The 15,000-nt window shown below is 65.0% G+C and carries 22 protein-coding genes; 10 read left to right on the plus strand and 12 right to left on the minus strand.

Annotated elements, in window-relative coordinates; translation table 11 throughout:
* Positions 1–3 precede the first annotated feature (3 nt).
* The gene (locus ASD73_RS14515; protein ID WP_056373093.1) at positions 4–825 is read right to left on the minus strand and encodes a division plane positioning ATPase MipZ; all 822 of its coding nucleotides are present in this window, start codon (positions 823–825) and stop codon (positions 4–6) included.
* A gap of 87 nt (positions 826–912) precedes the next feature.
* Here ASD73_RS14515 and panC point away from each other — a divergent pair, with 87 nt between their 5' ends.
* Both panC and ASD73_RS14525 read left to right on the plus strand, forming a co-directional pair.
* Complete coding sequence (gene panC, locus ASD73_RS14520; RefSeq protein WP_056373094.1) at positions 913–1,755, plus strand: pantoate--beta-alanine ligase; 843 nt, start codon at positions 913–915, stop codon at positions 1,753–1,755.
* A 137-nt stretch (positions 1,756–1,892) separates the two neighbouring features.
* A complete protein-coding gene (locus ASD73_RS14525) occupies positions 1,893–2,207 on the plus strand; it encodes a sel1 repeat family protein (RefSeq protein ID WP_056373095.1) in 315 nt (104 codons plus the stop codon).
* On the opposite strand, the gene ASD73_RS14530 is transcribed toward ASD73_RS14525, so the two are convergent.
* The 4 genes from ASD73_RS14530 to ASD73_RS14545 are packed head-to-tail and all read right to left on the minus strand — an operon-like array spanning position 2,204 to position 4,745.
* Positions 2,204–3,355, minus strand: a complete 1,152-nt coding sequence (locus tag ASD73_RS14530) for a GNAT family N-acetyltransferase (protein ID WP_082521558.1) — start codon at positions 3,353–3,355, stop codon at positions 2,204–2,206. The two genes, ASD73_RS14525 and ASD73_RS14530, sit on opposite strands and share 4 nt — an antisense overlap.
* A gap of 8 nt (positions 3,356–3,363) precedes the next feature.
* Positions 3,364–3,828: a RidA family protein gene (locus tag ASD73_RS14535; RefSeq protein ID WP_056373096.1), complete on the minus strand. Its 465-nt coding sequence runs from the start codon at positions 3,826–3,828 to the stop codon at positions 3,364–3,366.
* Positions 3,829–3,843: 15 nt separating this feature from the next.
* Complete coding sequence (locus ASD73_RS14540) at positions 3,844–4,485, minus strand: HAD family hydrolase (protein WP_056373097.1); 642 nt, start codon at positions 4,483–4,485, stop codon at positions 3,844–3,846.
* Positions 4,482–4,745: a DUF3572 family protein gene (locus ASD73_RS14545; RefSeq protein WP_235534439.1), complete on the minus strand. Its 264-nt coding sequence runs from the start codon at positions 4,743–4,745 to the stop codon at positions 4,482–4,484. Before ASD73_RS14545 ends, ASD73_RS14540 begins: the two co-directional genes overlap by 4 nt.
* 77 nt (positions 4,746–4,822) lie before the next feature.
* On the opposite strand from ASD73_RS14545, the gene ASD73_RS14550 reads away from it, so the two are divergent.
* Positions 4,823–5,185: a response regulator gene (locus ASD73_RS14550; protein ID WP_037515703.1), complete on the plus strand. Its 363-nt coding sequence runs from the start codon at positions 4,823–4,825 to the stop codon at positions 5,183–5,185.
* A gap of 163 nt (positions 5,186–5,348) precedes the next feature.
* Positions 5,349–5,687, plus strand: a complete 339-nt coding sequence (locus ASD73_RS14555; RefSeq protein ID WP_443027978.1) for a glycine zipper 2TM domain-containing protein — start codon at positions 5,349–5,351, stop codon at positions 5,685–5,687.
* A 25-nt stretch (positions 5,688–5,712) separates the two neighbouring features.
* Here the strand turns inward: ASD73_RS14555 and ASD73_RS22830 are convergent, their stop codons facing one another.
* Entirely contained in the window at positions 5,713–5,874 is a 162-nt protein-coding gene (locus ASD73_RS22830; protein WP_156377393.1) for a hypothetical protein, read from the minus strand.
* A gap of 136 nt (positions 5,875–6,010) precedes the next feature.
* Between ASD73_RS22830 and ASD73_RS14560 the strand changes: the two genes are divergently transcribed.
* A complete protein-coding gene (locus tag ASD73_RS14560; protein ID WP_056373701.1) occupies positions 6,011–6,496 on the plus strand; it encodes an Lrp/AsnC family transcriptional regulator in 486 nt (161 codons plus the stop codon).
* A 102-nt stretch (positions 6,497–6,598) separates the two neighbouring features.
* Here ASD73_RS14560 and rpmG read toward each other — a convergent pair whose 3' ends face one another.
* The 5 genes from rpmG to ASD73_RS14580 form a co-directional block, all read right to left on the minus strand.
* Positions 6,599–6,766, minus strand: coding sequence for a 50S ribosomal protein L33 (rpmG, locus tag ASD73_RS14565; protein ID WP_037515700.1), 168 nt, complete (start codon positions 6,764–6,766; stop codon positions 6,599–6,601).
* A gap of 218 nt (positions 6,767–6,984) precedes the next feature.
* Positions 6,985–7,722 (minus strand): energy transducer TonB, encoded by a 738-nt coding sequence (locus tag ASD73_RS14570; protein WP_056373099.1) that lies wholly within the window; start codon positions 7,720–7,722, stop codon positions 6,985–6,987.
* A 143-nt stretch (positions 7,723–7,865) separates the two neighbouring features.
* Positions 7,866–9,176: a glutamate--tRNA ligase gene (locus tag ASD73_RS14575; RefSeq protein WP_056373100.1), complete on the minus strand. Its 1,311-nt coding sequence runs from the start codon at positions 9,174–9,176 to the stop codon at positions 7,866–7,868.
* 33 nt (positions 9,177–9,209) lie between these two features.
* On the minus strand, positions 9,210–9,341 hold the full coding sequence (locus ASD73_RS23430; protein ID WP_268800805.1) for a hypothetical protein: 132 nt from the start codon (positions 9,339–9,341) through the stop codon (positions 9,210–9,212).
* A gap of 77 nt (positions 9,342–9,418) precedes the next feature.
* Positions 9,419–11,077 (minus strand): NAD+ synthase, encoded by a 1,659-nt coding sequence (locus ASD73_RS14580; RefSeq protein WP_056373101.1) that lies wholly within the window; start codon positions 11,075–11,077, stop codon positions 9,419–9,421.
* A 137-nt stretch (positions 11,078–11,214) separates the two neighbouring features.
* Between ASD73_RS14580 and ASD73_RS14585 the strand changes: the two genes are divergently transcribed.
* Positions 11,215–12,150, plus strand: coding sequence for a ribose-phosphate pyrophosphokinase (locus ASD73_RS14585; protein ID WP_037515690.1), 936 nt, complete (start codon positions 11,215–11,217; stop codon positions 12,148–12,150).
* A 5-nt stretch (positions 12,151–12,155) separates the two neighbouring features.
* Here ASD73_RS14585 and ASD73_RS14590 read toward each other — a convergent pair whose 3' ends face one another.
* Positions 12,156–12,698, minus strand: a complete 543-nt coding sequence (locus ASD73_RS14590; protein WP_056373102.1) for a TetR/AcrR family transcriptional regulator — start codon at positions 12,696–12,698, stop codon at positions 12,156–12,158.
* Positions 12,699–12,813: 115 nt separating this feature from the next.
* Between ASD73_RS14590 and hisN the strand changes: the two genes are divergently transcribed.
* The 4 genes from hisN (at position 12,814) to rplT (ending at position 14,664) form a co-directional block, all read left to right on the plus strand.
* Positions 12,814–13,596: a histidinol-phosphatase gene (hisN, locus tag ASD73_RS14595; protein ID WP_056373103.1), complete on the plus strand. Its 783-nt coding sequence runs from the start codon at positions 12,814–12,816 to the stop codon at positions 13,594–13,596.
* Between the two features lie 17 nt (positions 13,597–13,613).
* Complete coding sequence (locus ASD73_RS14600) at positions 13,614–13,964, plus strand: GFA family protein (RefSeq protein WP_056373104.1); 351 nt, start codon at positions 13,614–13,616, stop codon at positions 13,962–13,964.
* Between the two features lie 117 nt (positions 13,965–14,081).
* Entirely contained in the window at positions 14,082–14,285 is a 204-nt protein-coding gene (rpmI, locus tag ASD73_RS14605) for a 50S ribosomal protein L35 (RefSeq protein ID WP_037515684.1), read from the plus strand.
* A 13-nt stretch (positions 14,286–14,298) separates the two neighbouring features.
* Positions 14,299–14,664, plus strand: coding sequence for a 50S ribosomal protein L20 (rplT, locus tag ASD73_RS14610; protein ID WP_037515683.1), 366 nt, complete (start codon positions 14,299–14,301; stop codon positions 14,662–14,664).
* The last annotated feature ends 336 nt before the right edge of the window (positions 14,665–15,000 follow it).

Below are 15,000 nucleotides of genomic sequence, written 5' to 3' on the forward strand. Positions count from 1 at the left end.
GGGTCAGGCGGCGGCGAACAAATCCCCGTCCGGATGCAGTCGTTCGCGCACCGGCAGGTTCAGTCCGCCCATCGCCTCGCGGAGTTCCTGCCGCGCGACGACGTGGCCAATCCCCATGCCGCCAAGGTGCGCCTTGTCGAGCAGGGTGAGGCCAGCCGGGAAAAGCTCGCGATAGATGACGCGCTCGCCGAGCCCCGGGATGACGCGGAACCCGACGCGCCGCGACAACTGCGTCAATGCCTCGCCGACGCGGCGCATATTGTGCGCATCGACGTGCTGGAGGCGGTTGCGCAGGATGATCCAGTCCATCGTCCGCCCGTCGGTCTTCGCGCGCGTCTTCCGCGCGTCCCAGATCAGTTCGGAATAGAAGCTCGGCCGGGTGACCTGAAAGGTTTCGGGATCGACCTGTCCGATCAGGTCGAAGTCGATAAAGCTGTCGTTGATCGGCGTGACGAGCGTATCGGCGCTCGTCGCAAGGTGACGCGCAAAGACGTCGTCGCGGCCCGGCGTGTCGGCAATCAGATAATCGACGTCTTCGCTCAGCGCTGCGACCTGCTCGTCGAGTTCCTCGATCGTCGAACCGGTGAACACCTCGAAGCGCGGGGTCGGCAGCGCGATCTCGCGGCGCTTCGCGGTATTCTGGCGATTTTCGAGATAGCGGTGGAAGGTGCGCTGGCGCGGGTCTAGATCGATCCCCGCGACGCGCCAGCCCTGGCTCGCCAGCGCGACGGCGAAATGCACGGCACAGGTCGATTTGCCGGTCCCGCCCTTTTCATTGGCAAAGATGATGCGATGCGGTGCGGGCTTCGTCGCTGAGGTCGTCATGGGGCGTTGCGATTTTCCTGTTTGCGCGGCATGGGCGGCCGGCGCGCGAAGTGATATAGTCGCGCCAATATCGGAGGGCGACCGGGCGTGCAAATCATCCGTGACATCGCGATGCTGCACCGTGCCGTTACGGCACTGAAGCAGGGTGGGAAGAGCGTCGCGCTGGTTCCGACGATGGGGTCGCTGCACGACGGCCACCTGTCGCTCGTCCGCATGGCGAAACGCGTCGCCGACCACGCCGTCGTGTCGATTTTCGTCAATCCGACGCAGTTCGGCCCGAACGAGGATTTCGCCGCCTATCCGCGCGACGAGGCGCGCGATGCCGCGATGCTGGTCGAGGAAGGCACGGGGCTGCTCTGGGCGCCCGATGTCAGCGTCATGTACCCCGGCGGGCACAGCACGCATATCGAGGTCGCCGAGCTCGGCGCCGATTATTGCGGCGCGGCGCGCCCCGGCCATTTCGACGGCGTCGCGACCGTCGTCGCCAAATTGTTCAACCAGGTGCGGCCCGATGTGGCGATCTTCGGCGAAAAGGACTGGCAGCAGCTCGCGATCATCCGCCGCATGGCGCGCGACCTCGACTTCGGGATCGACATTTTGGGGGCGCCGATCGCGCGCGATGACGACGGCCTCGCGCTGTCGTCGCGCAATGCCTATCTGTCATCCGAACAGCGCACGGCGGCAACCATCTTTCCGCGTGCGCTGAACACCGCTGCGAAAGCGATCGCGGGCGGCGCCGATGTCGGCGAAGCGCTCGCCAGGGCCGAGACGGTGATCGTTGGGGGGGGCTTCGACAGCGTCGACTATGTCGCGCTCGCCGATGCCGACAGTCTCAAGCGCTTGAACGCTTTTCGGAAGCCCGCGCGGATCCTGGCGGCTGCACGGATCGGAAAAACGCGGTTGATCGACAATCTTCCGGTTGGCGATTAACGCCAAAATCTTCCGATTTCCGCGGCTTTCGAACGATATCCACAAAAAAGTCGGATCGTCGTTAACGCTTTGTTGACCATAAGCCGCAACTTTGGGCCCCGAGGTCTCCATGTGGGGTGGAGCCAAAGGGGGTTATCATGGCGAACAGTCTGAAGTCTGCCCAATATCTGATCGAGAGCCGTTTGCTCGACGCCGCCCGCGGCGACGCCAATGCCTATTTCGATCTGGGCATTGCCTTTTCTACCGGCACCGGCGGGGTCGATGTCGACCTGATCCAGGCGCATAAATGGTTCAATCTCGCCGCGCTTGGCGGCAATATCGAAGGCCAGCAGTGCCGCGCCGACCTGTCCGACGAAATGTCCCCGGGCGAAATTGCCGAGGCTCAGCGCCAGGCACGCGCCTGGCTCGACGAGACGGCGCGCCGTCCCGCCGCGCGGCGCTTTGCAGCCTAATCCTTTCGCTTGAAGGGCGTCTGCCCTTCCAGCCACTTCATTTCGACTTCTTCCGCCTGCCGTTCCTGTTCGAGGTAATCGGCAACCGCGCGGCGAAAGCCCGGATCAGCGATGAAATGCGCCGACCATGTCGCGACGGGGCCATAGCCGCGCGCGAGCTTGTGCCCGCCCTGCGCGCCCGCCTCGACGCGGGCAAGGCCGCGTTCGATCGCGATGTCGATCGCGCGATAATAGCATAACTCGAAATGCAGATAGGGGATCTCGACGAGACAGCCCCAGTAGCGGCCGTAGAGCGTGTCGGCGCCGACGAAGTGCAGCGCGCCCGCGACCGGCCTTTCCTCGCCGTCATAAGCGATCAGCAGGATGATCTGCTCCGCCATTGTCGCGCCCATCAGGTCGAACGCTTCGCGCGTGAGGTACGGATGCCCCCATTTGCGCGCGCCGGTGTCCTGATAGAAAAGCCACATCGCGTCCCAATGCTCGGGACGGATCGCATCGCCCGTCAGTTCCTCGATCCGCAGGCCGTCGACCGCACGTTGCCGCTCCTTGCGGAGTTGCTTGCGCTTCGCTGAATTCAGCGTCGCGAGGAAATCGTCGAAGCCCGCATAACCGGCGTTCGCGAAATGGAACTGGATATCGCGGCGGACGAGCCAGCCCGCTTCCTCGAACAGCGGCATCTGGTCGGGCGCGACAAAGGTCGCGTGCGCCGACGAGAGCTGGTTCTGCCGCACCACTGTCTCGGCGGCACGGAGCAGCAGCAGCGCGTCCCCCCGATCCTTGGCCAGCAGGCGCGGCCCCGACACGGGGGTGAAGGGCGCCGCGATCTGGAGCTTCGGATAATAGTCGCCACCTGCGCGCGCCCAGGCATCGGCCCAGGCATGGTCGAACACATATTCGCCCTGGCTGTGCGATTTGAGGTACGCGGGCGCGGCGGCGACGAGCGCCCCGCCGGCATCCTCGACCAGCAAGGGCGCCGCCTGCCAGCCCGTACCCGGCCCGACACTGCCCGATTGTTCGAGCAACGACAGGAAGGCGTGGCCGACGAACGGATTGCCGCCATCGTGCAGGGCGTCCCATGCCGCGACGGCGATGGCGGCGACGCCGGTTCCGAGCGATATCGTGCGTACGGGCGGGTCGGCCTCTGCCACCGGAATGCTTAGGCGGGCTTCACCGCGACGATCGCGTCCGCCTCGACCGCGGCGCCGAGCGGCAGCACCGCGACGCCGACCGCGGCGCGCGCATGGCGGCCCGCTTCGCCGAACAGGGTTTCGAACAATTCCGACGCGCCATTGGCGACCTTCGCCTGATCGGTGAAACCGGGGGTGCTGTTGACGAACACGCCGAGCTTGACGACGCGCTCGACGCGCGACCAGTCGCCGCCGAGCGCCTGCCCGATCTGGGCGACGAGCATCAGCGCGACGCGCTGTGCCGCATCCTGCCCGCCCGCAACGTCGACGTTCTCGCCAAGGCGGCCGGTGACGACCTGCCCGTCGCGAAACGGCAGCTGGCCGCTGACGTAGAGCAGGCCGCCATGCTCGACGACGGGCACATAAGCGGCGACCGGCGCGGCGGGCCTGGGGAGTTCGAGGCCAAGTTCGGCGATTTTGGCGGCGATATCCATGATCTGTCCTTGTTCTTAAACCGGTTCGGGGGCCGGGGCGGGGATGTTTTCGGCGAGGCGCGCCAGGATCCAGTCGCGCGCCGTCGTCCAGTCGTCGATTCGCGCATGCGCGTGCTTCGCTGGCGCGATCTTGCCGGCGATCGCGGGCTCGCCGACGAGGTGGAGCCGCCACACGTCGGGTGCCTCGTGCGCGACCGATTGATGGTGGCCCGCGAGGTCGTCGATGAAGACCGCGACCGAGGGCTGATATTCTTCGATCAGGCGGCGCACCGGTTCGCCCTTGCCGCCGCGGCTGCCGATCACGGGTGCGTGGAAATCGTGCAGCGCGAGCTGTTCGATACGCGCCTGCTGATGTTCGGGGCCGACGTTGGTGAGGACGACGATATCGGCCTCGGCGCCGATCGCCGCCATCGCCGCGAGCGCGCCGGCTATCGGATATTGCCGCGTCATTTCCTTACGGAAAAAGCCGTCGAGCAAGGGCCACACTTCGGCCGCTTCCAAGGGCGTGCCGCATTCCTTGCGCTTCAAGGCGTTCGCGAAGCTCGCGTCCTCGATGCGGAAGATCACGCCATGTTCGGCATCGACCCATTCGGCGAAGGGGACGACCATGTGCATCAGCACCTCGTCGCAATCGGTGATGACGAGCGGGCGGTTCATGCGGTGGTTCCTTCGAGTCTCTGTGCCGCGGCGGCGATGCTGGCAGGCGGCACCTGCAGCGCATCGGCGCAGGCGACAAGGTCGTTTTCGTGAGCGGTGAGAAAAGACAGGATCGCCGCGAGCGTCGCCTGCTCGCCCAGCGAGGTGCGCAGTTCGTCGGGCGCAAGCCCGGTCAGGCCGAGCAGCCGCTCGGCGCGCGGTTCGTCGCTCAAGATCCAGCCGAGCGCCTGAAGCGCCAGCGCGGCATCGCCATCGTGCAAGTCGTGTGTCCCTAATTGTGTCATGCCGCCGATTCGCCTAAACGGGCCGCGTACGCAAGGTGGGGAACATAAGTAACATGGGCAAGACCATCCTGGTCGTCGAAGATAATGAGCTCAACCTTCGCCTCTTCTGCGACCTTCTCAACGCCCATGGCTATAGCGCGCACCCGGTGCGCGACGGACGCGACGCGCTGGCGAAAGCGCGCGAAGTGTCGCCCGACCTGATCATCATGGACATCCAGTTGCCGCATGTCAGCGGGCTCGACCTGATCGGTCAGATGAAGGCCGATCTGACCTTGCGCGCGGTTCCGATCATGGCGGTGACCGCTTATGCCGGAAAAGGCGATGAGGAGCAGATTAAGGCGGCGGGCGCCGAAGCCTATGTGTCCAAACCGATTTCGGTGATCAAGTTCATCGAAAGCGTCGGGGCCTTCGCATAATTTTTTTGCGATCGCGCGGGGTCGATTGCGACGGGCCGCCCAAAATCATCGGCGAGTCGCTGGCCCGCGCGGCGACAGCACCGCCGGGTTCAGCCATTGGCCAGCTTTCCTTTCCTAATTCTGATCGCGGGGGTTCAGGATGGAAGGACATAAGATGTTTTTGATGAAGAGGCTGGCGCTGACCGCCTTGATCGGCGCGACGACGCTGGCCGCAATGCCGACCGAAGCCGATGCGCGCAGCCGCCACCATCGGCACGGACATTATAGCGACCGCGGCCATGATCGCTGGAACGATCGCCGCGACTATCGGCACCACCGCGACAAACGATATTATCGGAACTGCCGCACCAGCGGCACCACCGGACTGATCGTCGGCGGCGCTGCTGGCGCGTTGCTGGGCCGCGAAGTCGATCGCCGGGGCGACCGCGCCACGGGCACGATCCTCGGTGCGGCCGGCGGCGCGCTGCTCGGCCGCGAGATCGACCGCAAGCGTCGCTGCTGACCGCTGCGGGGGAAGGAAGGGACCGTCAGGCGGCGCAAGCGTCGCGGGCGGTCCGTTCCGAAAGCCGCGGCGCGGCGATGCGCTGCCACGGCGCCGAATAATGGATGGCGACGGCGGCCTCCGAGGCCGTGACGGTGGCGGTCCAGATGCGGCTGATCCAACGCGTTTCGGGGGTGTTACGGGTCATCTCATGTCTCCTTCATCCGAAACCGCGAAAGATGGGGAGGGGCGGCCCGGACGAATCCCATTTACCCCGGCAAGTGCGGCGATCGGCGCCGAAATTGATCGTGCTTGCGACCAATTTTCGCGCTATTGAAAAATTTATGCGAAAAATGATCGACCTCGACGATTTCGACCGCCGGCTGCTCGCGCTGGTACGGCACGACAATCTCCAGCCCGCGCGAATCCTCGCCGACAAGGTCGGCCTGTCGCTGTCGGCGGTGCTCCGCCGCCTGCGCCGGATGCGCGAAGAAAAGGTGATCGTCGCCGATATCGCGGTGGTCAATCCGGCGCTGACCGGATCGGCGCTCACCATGCACATCCTCGTCCGGATGCAACAGGCGGGGCCGCAGACTATGGACGCGTTCGCACGCGAGATCGCCCGCCACTCCGAAATCACGGGGGCGTGGGACGTGACCGGCGACGATGATTTCCTGCTGAAAGTGCAGATCGGCTCGATGGAGGAATATGACGCCTTCACCCGCCGCGCGCTGGGTGAGGACAAGGGCGTGCATTCGTTCAAGACGATGATCACGATCCGGCACATCATCGAAAATGATGTCGCGCGCCGGCCCCTGCGCGATTTCTGACGCGCACGAAAAAGGGCGGCGCGCGGCCGCCCTTCTGATCCCGGATCTTATCCGGAATAACGCATTTCCGCCCCACGCGCTTTCAGCGCATGGGGAAATGCATCACTTGATCTTGGCTTCCTTGAACTCGACGTGCTTGCGGACACGCGGGTCATACTTACGCACCGACATTTTTTCGGTCATCGTGCGCGGGTTCTTTTTGGTCACATAGAAAAAGCCCGTGTCGGCGGTGCTCACCAGCTTGATCTTGACGGTCGTCGGCTTGGCCATGGCCCTGTTCCTCGAAATGACTGCACATCCACCGGAGGTCCGAGGGATGCGGCGGGACTAGGGCCCCGACGTTGGTGTGAAAAACATGAAAGGGCCGCGCGACGCCGCGCCGCCCCTCAATATCCGGGCGCCTTTGGCGGGATTCGGCCTTTCTGTCAAGCGAAAGGAAGGTCGGGCGGCACATCGACCGCCCGTCCGGGAGGGGTAGGATTGCGACCCTAGGCGTTCTTGATCTCGAAACGGACGCGCATTTCCTTCCAGCTTTCCTCAGGCACTCCGCCGCGCGTCGCAGCCTTGAAGCGCCATTTGGTGAGCGCACGCCGCTTCGTCGCTTCGAAAAACGCCGGATCGTCGGTGCTGACCAGCTCGACCGCCTTCACCCGTCCGTCGATGCCGATCAGCACGCGGACGACCGCGACGCCCTCGATCCCCTCACGCTGCGCGCGTGCCGGATAGTCGGGCTGAAAAAGACCCGCATAGCGCTGGTCGAGCTGCGCGAGCACCAGCTTGGGAGGCTGCACGGGCGGATCGATAATTTGGGGCATCACCGTTCCCGTGCCGGAGCCAGCCGGCGGAACATAGGGTTCGTCGGTCCGACCGACGGGCGGATCCTGACTCAGCGGCGGCAGCGGCGAATCGGTCGCAGCGATAACGGTTTTGGTCGGCTGGTCCTGCGGCTTGGCATCGGGTTGCGGTTCGGGGGGCTTCGGTTTCTCGAGCGTGATCGGGTCCCAGATCTGTCGTTCGGATTCAGGCGGCGTCTGGACGATCATCGGCGACAGCGCCACCGCGACGACCAGCGCGGCGGGCAGCCCGACGGCGAACAGTGCAGCAACCGGGTGGTGGCGGGCATCGCTTCCATAGCTGTTGCGCGTCAGCGGCGCCGCCGCTCCGGCGGGCGCGGTGGTCGCTTTGGGCGCGGCCACAATAGCTGAAATCAAGGGTATCAGGGTCATGGCATCTCTCCTTGCCTATATGACCCGGCCCCGCCGCGTTCCGACCGCTGTTATCGGCCAGGTCAGATTGACGTGATATTATAACATAACGTCGCATGTCAAGTGGATCGGTAAGCAAGCCCGCGGAGCGATCGAACGGCTTGTCAGATGGCGGAAAGCCGCGCCACCGCCTGATCCTTGTCGATCAGCGGCAACAGTTCGGCCATGTCGGGGCCATGGTCGCGGGCAGTGAGCGCGCGGCGCAGCGGCAGGAAGAGTGCGCGGCCCTTTGCACCCGTCGCCTCCTTCACCGCGCCGGTGAGCGCATGCCAGGGATCGGCGCCCCAATCGATCGCGGGTGCCGCTTGCGCCGCCGCGTCGAGCACCGGCCGGTCGGCGGCTTCGGCGGGCGGCGGGGCGAAGGGGCCATCGAACACGCGCACCCACTCGGCCGCCTCGGCCACCGTCATCACATTGGGCCGAATCGCATTCCAGCGCGCTTCGGTGATGGCAGCGGGCAGGCGGTCCGCGATCGCCGCATGGTCGGTGTGATGCAATATCTTCTGATTGAGCAGCGCCAGTTCGGCCTCGTCGAAGCGCGCAGGCGCGCGGCCGAAGCGCGCGAAATCGATGCTTTCGATCAGCGGCGCACCGTCCGTCACCGGTTCGACCGGATCGCTCGTTCCCAACCGCGCGAGCAACGCGACGAGCGCGATCGGTTCGATCCCCGCCTCGCGCACGCTCGCCATACCGAGCGAGCCGAGCCGCTTCGACAATTTGCCCTCGGTCCCGACGAGCAGCGCCTCATGCGCAAAGGCGGGGGGCGTCGCGCCTAGCGCCGCGAACATCTGGACCTGCGACGCGGTGTTCGACACATGATCCTCGCCGCGCACGACATGCGTGATCCCCATCGCGATATCGTCGATCACGCTGGGCAACAGGTAGAGCCAGCTGCCGTCGGCGCGACGCACCACCGGGTCGGACATCGTCTTGGGTTCGAAATGCTGCGATCCGCGGACCATGTCTGTCCACTCGATCGCCTGGCCATGGTCGAGCCGGAAGCGCCAGTGCGGTGCGATGCCCTCGGGGATCGGCGCATCGGCGGGCTTGCGCTCGTAAACCGGCGGCAACCCCCGCGAGAGCAATATCTTGCGGCGGATATCGAGCTCTTCGGGCGTCTCATAACAGGCATAGACACGCCCCGCCGCCTTCAGCTTTTCGAACTCGGCTTCATAGAGCGCAAAGCGCGCCGACTGCCGTTCCTCGCCGTCGATATCGAAGCCAAGCCACGCGAGGTCGGCGCGAATCGCATCGACATACTCCTCTTTCGACCGTTCGAGGTCGGTGTCGTCGATGCGCAGCAGGAAGCGACCGCCATGCTTGCGCGCCCACAGCCAATTGTGGAGCGCGGTGCGGACATTGCCGACATGCAGGGTGCCGGTCGGCGAAGGGGCGAAACGGGTCACGACAGTCATAGCGCGCGCCTATAACCGCATATTCGGCCGCCGTCAGTCGTCTTCCTCGATCTTGCGGTTCTGGACGATGTGCGCGGCCCAGCGCAGAGCCATGCCGACCACCGAAAGCACCGACCCCATGATGATCGCCCCGATCAGGCCGCGATCTTCGCCGGGCGCGGCCACGCAACCCGCGCGAGCAAGATGACGCTGACGATCGACAGCGCGTAACCGATCCCGGTCAGCCAGTTCGCCACGGCGGGCTACGCGGTCCGGAAGCCGTGGGTGATCGGATAGCGCCGGTCGCGCCCGAAATTGCGCGTCGACAGCTTCACCCCCGGCGGCGCCTGCCGGCGCTTATATTCGGCAAGCATCAGCAGCCTTTCGATCCGCACCACCGCATCACGATCGAAGCCATATTTCGCCACGACATCGTCGACGCTCGCCTCCTCTTCGACGAGCATATGCAACATGCGGTCGAGATCGGCATAGGGCGGCAGGCTGTCCTCGTCCTTCTGGTCGGGGCGCAGTTCGGCGCTTGGCGGCTTGGTGATGATGGTGTCGGGCATCACCGGGGTCACCGGGTTGCGCGAGAGCCGCGGGACATGTTCGTTGCGCCATTTCGCCACGGCGAACACCGTCATCTTATACGCGTCCTTCAACGGATTATAGCCGCCCGCCATGTCGCCATAGATCGTCGCATAGCCGACGCTCATCTCGCTCTTGTTGCCCGTCGTGAGCAGCATCGGGCCGAATTTGTTGCTGAGTGCCATCAGGGTGACACCGCGGATGCGCGACTGGACATTTTCCTCGGTGATATCGACGTCCTTGTCGGCGAAGGTTCCGCTGAGCATCGCATCGAACGCCTCGACCGCCGGAACGATCGAAATCGTATCGAGCCTGCACCCGATCATCGCCGCGCAGCCTGCGGCATCATCGAGGCTCGCCTCGCTCGTGAAGCGGCTCGGCATCATCACGCACCACACCTTGTCGGGGCCCAGCGCGTCGGCGGCGATCGCGGCGCAGATTGCCGAATCGATCCCGCCCGACAGGCCAAGCACTACGCCGGGGAAGCGGTTGCGCTCGACATAGTCGCGCAAGGATAAGATCATCGCGCTGTAGATGTCGGCCGGATGCGCCTCCCATTCGGCGATCGCGCCGGCTTCGCAGCGCCAGCCGTTCGCGCCCTTCGTCCATTGTGTTACCCGCTCCTCGGGCTCCCAGTCGGTCAGTCGGTGCGCCGTCGTCCCGTCGCTGTTCAGCACGAACGAGCAGCCGTCGAACACGATCTCGTCCTGCCCGCCGATGCGGTTAAGGAAAATGACCGGCAGCCTGGTTTCGGCGACGCGGCTGGCGAACACCTGCGTCAAACGCCGCTCGTCCTTGTCGATCTCATAGGGGCTGCCGTTGACCGAGATCAGCAGTTCGGCCCCCTGCCCCACCAGATGCTGGCAAACTTTGGGCAACCAGCCATCCTCGCAGATCGGCAGGCCCAGCTTCACGCCGCGCCATTCGACAACGTCGGGGAGCGGCCCCGGAACGAACACGCGCTTTTCGTCGAAGGTCCCGTAATTGGGGAGTTCATGCTTCCTTCGCGTCGCGACGATCCGGCCGCCGTCGAGCAGCGCGACGATATTATAGAGCGCATCGCCTTCCCGCTCGACCGAACCGACAAGCATCGCCGGGCCGCCGTCGGCGGTATCGGCGGCGAGTTCGGCGAGCAGCGTCGCGGCGCGTTCGGCCAGCGCAGGCTTCAGCACCAGATCCTCGGGCGGATAACCGATCAGCTGCAGTTCGGGGTAGAGGATCAGGTCGGCCCCGCTGTGCCGCGCGCGGACCTCGCGCATCGCGGCGGCGTTGGCGGCGAGGTCGCCCACGACCTGCGTCATTTGTGAAAGAACGATGGTGAGCTTTTGTGTCATGTCGGTGGTTTAGGCCGACGCGCGCCGATTTCAACTGCGGCGCGCGCTGCCGATCGGGCTTTAACCCCTTCCCCTATCGGCCCGCGCTGGCTAAGGGGGCGCGCAATCCCACTCCGCGCGAAAGGGCTTCGCAGCGCATGAAACTCATCTCCGGCAACAGCAACCTCCCCCTCGCCCGCGCGATCGCGGACTATCTGGAACTGCCGCTGACCGACACCAGCGTACGCCGCTTCGCCGACGAAGAGGTCTTCGTCGAAATTCATGAGAATGTCCGCGGCCAGGATGTCTTCGTCGTCCAGCCGACGAACTTCCCCGCGAACGACAATCTGATGGAGCTGCTGATCATCAACGACGCGCTGCGCCGCGCTTCGGCGAAACGCATCACCGCGGTCGTCCCCTATTTCGGCTATGCCCGCCAGGACCGCAAACCCGGCCCGCGCACCCCGATCTCGGCAAAGCTCGTCGCGAACCTCATCACCACTTCGGGCGCCGACCGCGTGCTCGCGATCGACCTGCACGCCGGGCAGATCCAGGGCTTCTTCGATATCCCGACCGACAATCTCTACGCCGCGCCAGTGATGAGCGCCGACATCCAGGCGCGCTTCGCGGGCAAGAATCTGATGGTCGTGTCGCCCGACGTCGGCGGCGTGGTCCGCGCCCGGGCGCTCGCCAAGCGGCTCGACAACGCCCCGCTCGCGATCGTCGACAAGCGCCGCGAACGCGCCGGCGAATCGGAAGTGATGAACATCATCGGCGACGTGAAGGGCCGCTTCTGCATCCTGATCGACGATATCGTCGATTCGGCGGGCACGCTGTGCAACGCCGCCGCGGCGCTGAAGGCCGCAGGCGCCGAGGGCGTCGTCGCTTATTGTACGCACGGCGTATTGTCGGGCGGCGCGGTCGCGCGCGTCGATGCGAGCGAGCTCACCGAACTCGTCATCACCGATTCGATCCAGCCGACCGATGCCGTCAACGACAGCAGCAAGGTCCGCGCGCTCACCGTCGCACCTTTGCTCGGCGAAGCGATCAAGCGCATCGCCGACGAATCGAGCGTCTCCTCGCTTTTCGACTGATCGCGTCAGCGCGCCACGAGCGCGCCGACGATGTGATCGAGCTGCCGCCGGAAGGTCGTATGATCGGGCACGGCATGCACCAGCCCGCGCGCGGTCCAGCATAGAGCCTGCGCCATACTGCCCGCGCGCGACACCGCCGAGCCCGGCCCGCTGAACCGGATCGCTTCGGCCATCGCGGCGACCAGCCTGCGCTCGGCCACGCGGACCGCCTCGGGCGGATCGCGCCGGAGCGTCGCCACGATCTCGGCGCCGTGCGGCGACGCATGCAGCGCCTCCATATGCCGGCCCACCCATGCGTCGAGCGCATCGGTCAAACGTTCGACGAGCGTCTTTGCGGGCTGGTCGATGCTGGCAAGCGCGGCAGCCAGCGAAGTGTCGATCAGGCATTTGGTCGCCCAGCCGATCAACGCTCCCTTCGATCCGTGCCGGTTATAGAGCGCTTGCCGCGACACACAGAGCACGCGCGCCACATCCTCCATCGACGTCTTGCGCAGACCATAACGCGCGAAGGTCGCGACAATCGGATCGAGAGGAAAATCGCCCGGCATGGACGTGATTTTACAGTTTATACTGAAATTGTAAAATTGATAAAACGTGAGCCAATGATGCCGGACGGATGCGCTTGGGCTGGCGGTGGGGGGCCGGCTAGGCTAGCGGATAGCCATGTCGCTCACCTCCGATCTCAACCTCGCCAATCGCCTCGCCGACGCCGCCGGCGAAGCGATCCGTCCGCTCTTCCGCGCCGCCTTTGCGCATGAGGCCAAGGCCGACGCCTCGCCCGTGACAGAGGCCGACCGCGCCGCCGAAGCCGCGATGCGCCGCCTGCTCGATGCCGAGGCGCCGCGCGACGGGATCATCGGCGAGGAATATGGCGCCGAGCGCCCCGACGCGTCGCGCCAATGGGTGCTCGACCCGATCGACGGCACCGTCAGCTTCATGGCAGGGCGCCCGATTTTCGGTACCCTGATCGCGCTGCTCCAGGACGGATGGCCGATCCTCGGGATCATCGACCAGCCGATCGCGGGCGAACGCTGGGTCGGCGCGCTCGGTCAGCCGACCCTGTTCAACGGCACGCCCGCGCGCACGCGTCCCTGCCGCACCCTTGCCGATACGGTACTCGCGACGACCGGCCCGCAATATTTCGCCGACCATGACGGCGAGCATTTCATGGCGCTCGCAGCAAAGACGTCGCACAAGCGCATGGTCTTCGGCGGCGACTGCTATAATTATGGCTTGCTCGCGAGCGGGCATATCGACCTCGTCGTCGAGGCGGGATTGAAGCTCCACGACTTCGCTGCCCTCGCGCCGATCGTCGAAGGCGCAGGCGGCACGATGTGCGACTGGAACGGCGATCCGCTGAGCGCCGACAGTTCGGGGCACGTCATCGCGCTCGGCGACCCCGCGCGTCTCGAGGATGTGATCGAAGGACTCGCCTGCCACCACTGACAAGGAGAGGAACGGACATGGCTTTTCAAGGAAGCTGCCACTGCGGCACGGTAAGTTTTACGGTCGAGGGGGATATTCCGGGTACGGCGATGAGCTGCAACTGCTCGCACTGCCGGCGCAAGGGCTTCTTGCTCGCTTTCGTGCCCATCGACCAGTTCAGGCTGGAGAGCGGCGCCGACAAGCTCGGGAGCTACAAGTTTAACAAGCATAATATCGACCATCAATTCTGCACCGATTGCGGTTGCCAGGGCTTCTCGGTCGGCACCGGTCCTGATGGATCCAAGATGGCGGCGGTGAACCTGCGCTGTGTTCCCGACGCCGACCTCGATACCCTCACGATCCAGAAGGTCGACGGCGCCAGTTTTTGATCCCCGAATCGCTTGCATTTCCGGGCGAATCCCCCTAAGCGCCCCGCTTCCGATTGTGTCGGCTGGCTGAAAGGGCTGCCAGGCCGATACGCAAACGGACTTCCAAAGGAGACCAAAATGCCCAAAATGAAGACCAAGAGCGGTGTGAAGAAACGCTTCAAATTCACCGCCTCGGGCAAGGTGAAGCACGGCGTTGTCGGCAAGCGTCACCGCCTGAGCAGCCACAATGCAAAATATATCCGCACCAACCGCGGCACCAGCGTGCTGAGCGATTCGGATGTGGCCCATGTGCGCCTCTGGGCGCCCTACGGCCTGAAGTAAGGAGCGCTAAGGCATGTCACGCATCAAACGCGGCGTCACCACGCGCGCCAAGCATAAACGCGTATTGGAACAGGCGAAGGGCTATTACGGCCGTCGCAAGAACACCATCCGCGTCGCCAAGCAGGCGGTCGAAAAGGCCGGCCAGTACGCTTATCGCGACCGCAAGGTTAAGAAGCGGAATTTCCGCGGTCTGTGGATTCAGCGTATCAACGCCGCGGTCCGCGCCGAGGGCCTCACCTATTCGCAGTTCATGCACGGCGTGAAGCTGGCCGGGATCGAACTCGACCGCAAGGTCATGGCCGACCTCGCGATGAACGAAGGCAATGTCTTCGGGGCGATCATCGCCCAGGCCAAGGCGGCGCTGCCCAAGGCAGCCTGACGCTTTCAGCCAGGTGAAACGAAACAAGGGCGGTCCCGCTGGGGCCGCCCTTTTTCTTTGGGTTCGAAGACCAAATGAAGAGGCGGCGCGGAGCTCGCGCTCCGCACCGCCTCGACAATGGTTCCAGTGGAAACCATCGCCCCCCCGCCCGTTCCGAAAAGCCGTGGGTCGCAGAAAGCTGCCGGCCGGGACGAAGCTCGGAAAATCAGTCGTCTGTTTCAGGTCCCCGCCAAACCCCATCCCTTGGCGCCACGCTACGATTCTCCTCGCACGCCCCGTTTCGAAGCGGACAATGCAACTATGACGCAGCCCGCGAGCAGAAAATTGTAAGAACCC

The sequence above is a fragment of the Sphingopyxis sp. Root154 genome (assembly GCF_001427105.1).
Taxonomy (GTDB): domain Bacteria; phylum Pseudomonadota; class Alphaproteobacteria; order Sphingomonadales; family Sphingomonadaceae; genus Sphingopyxis.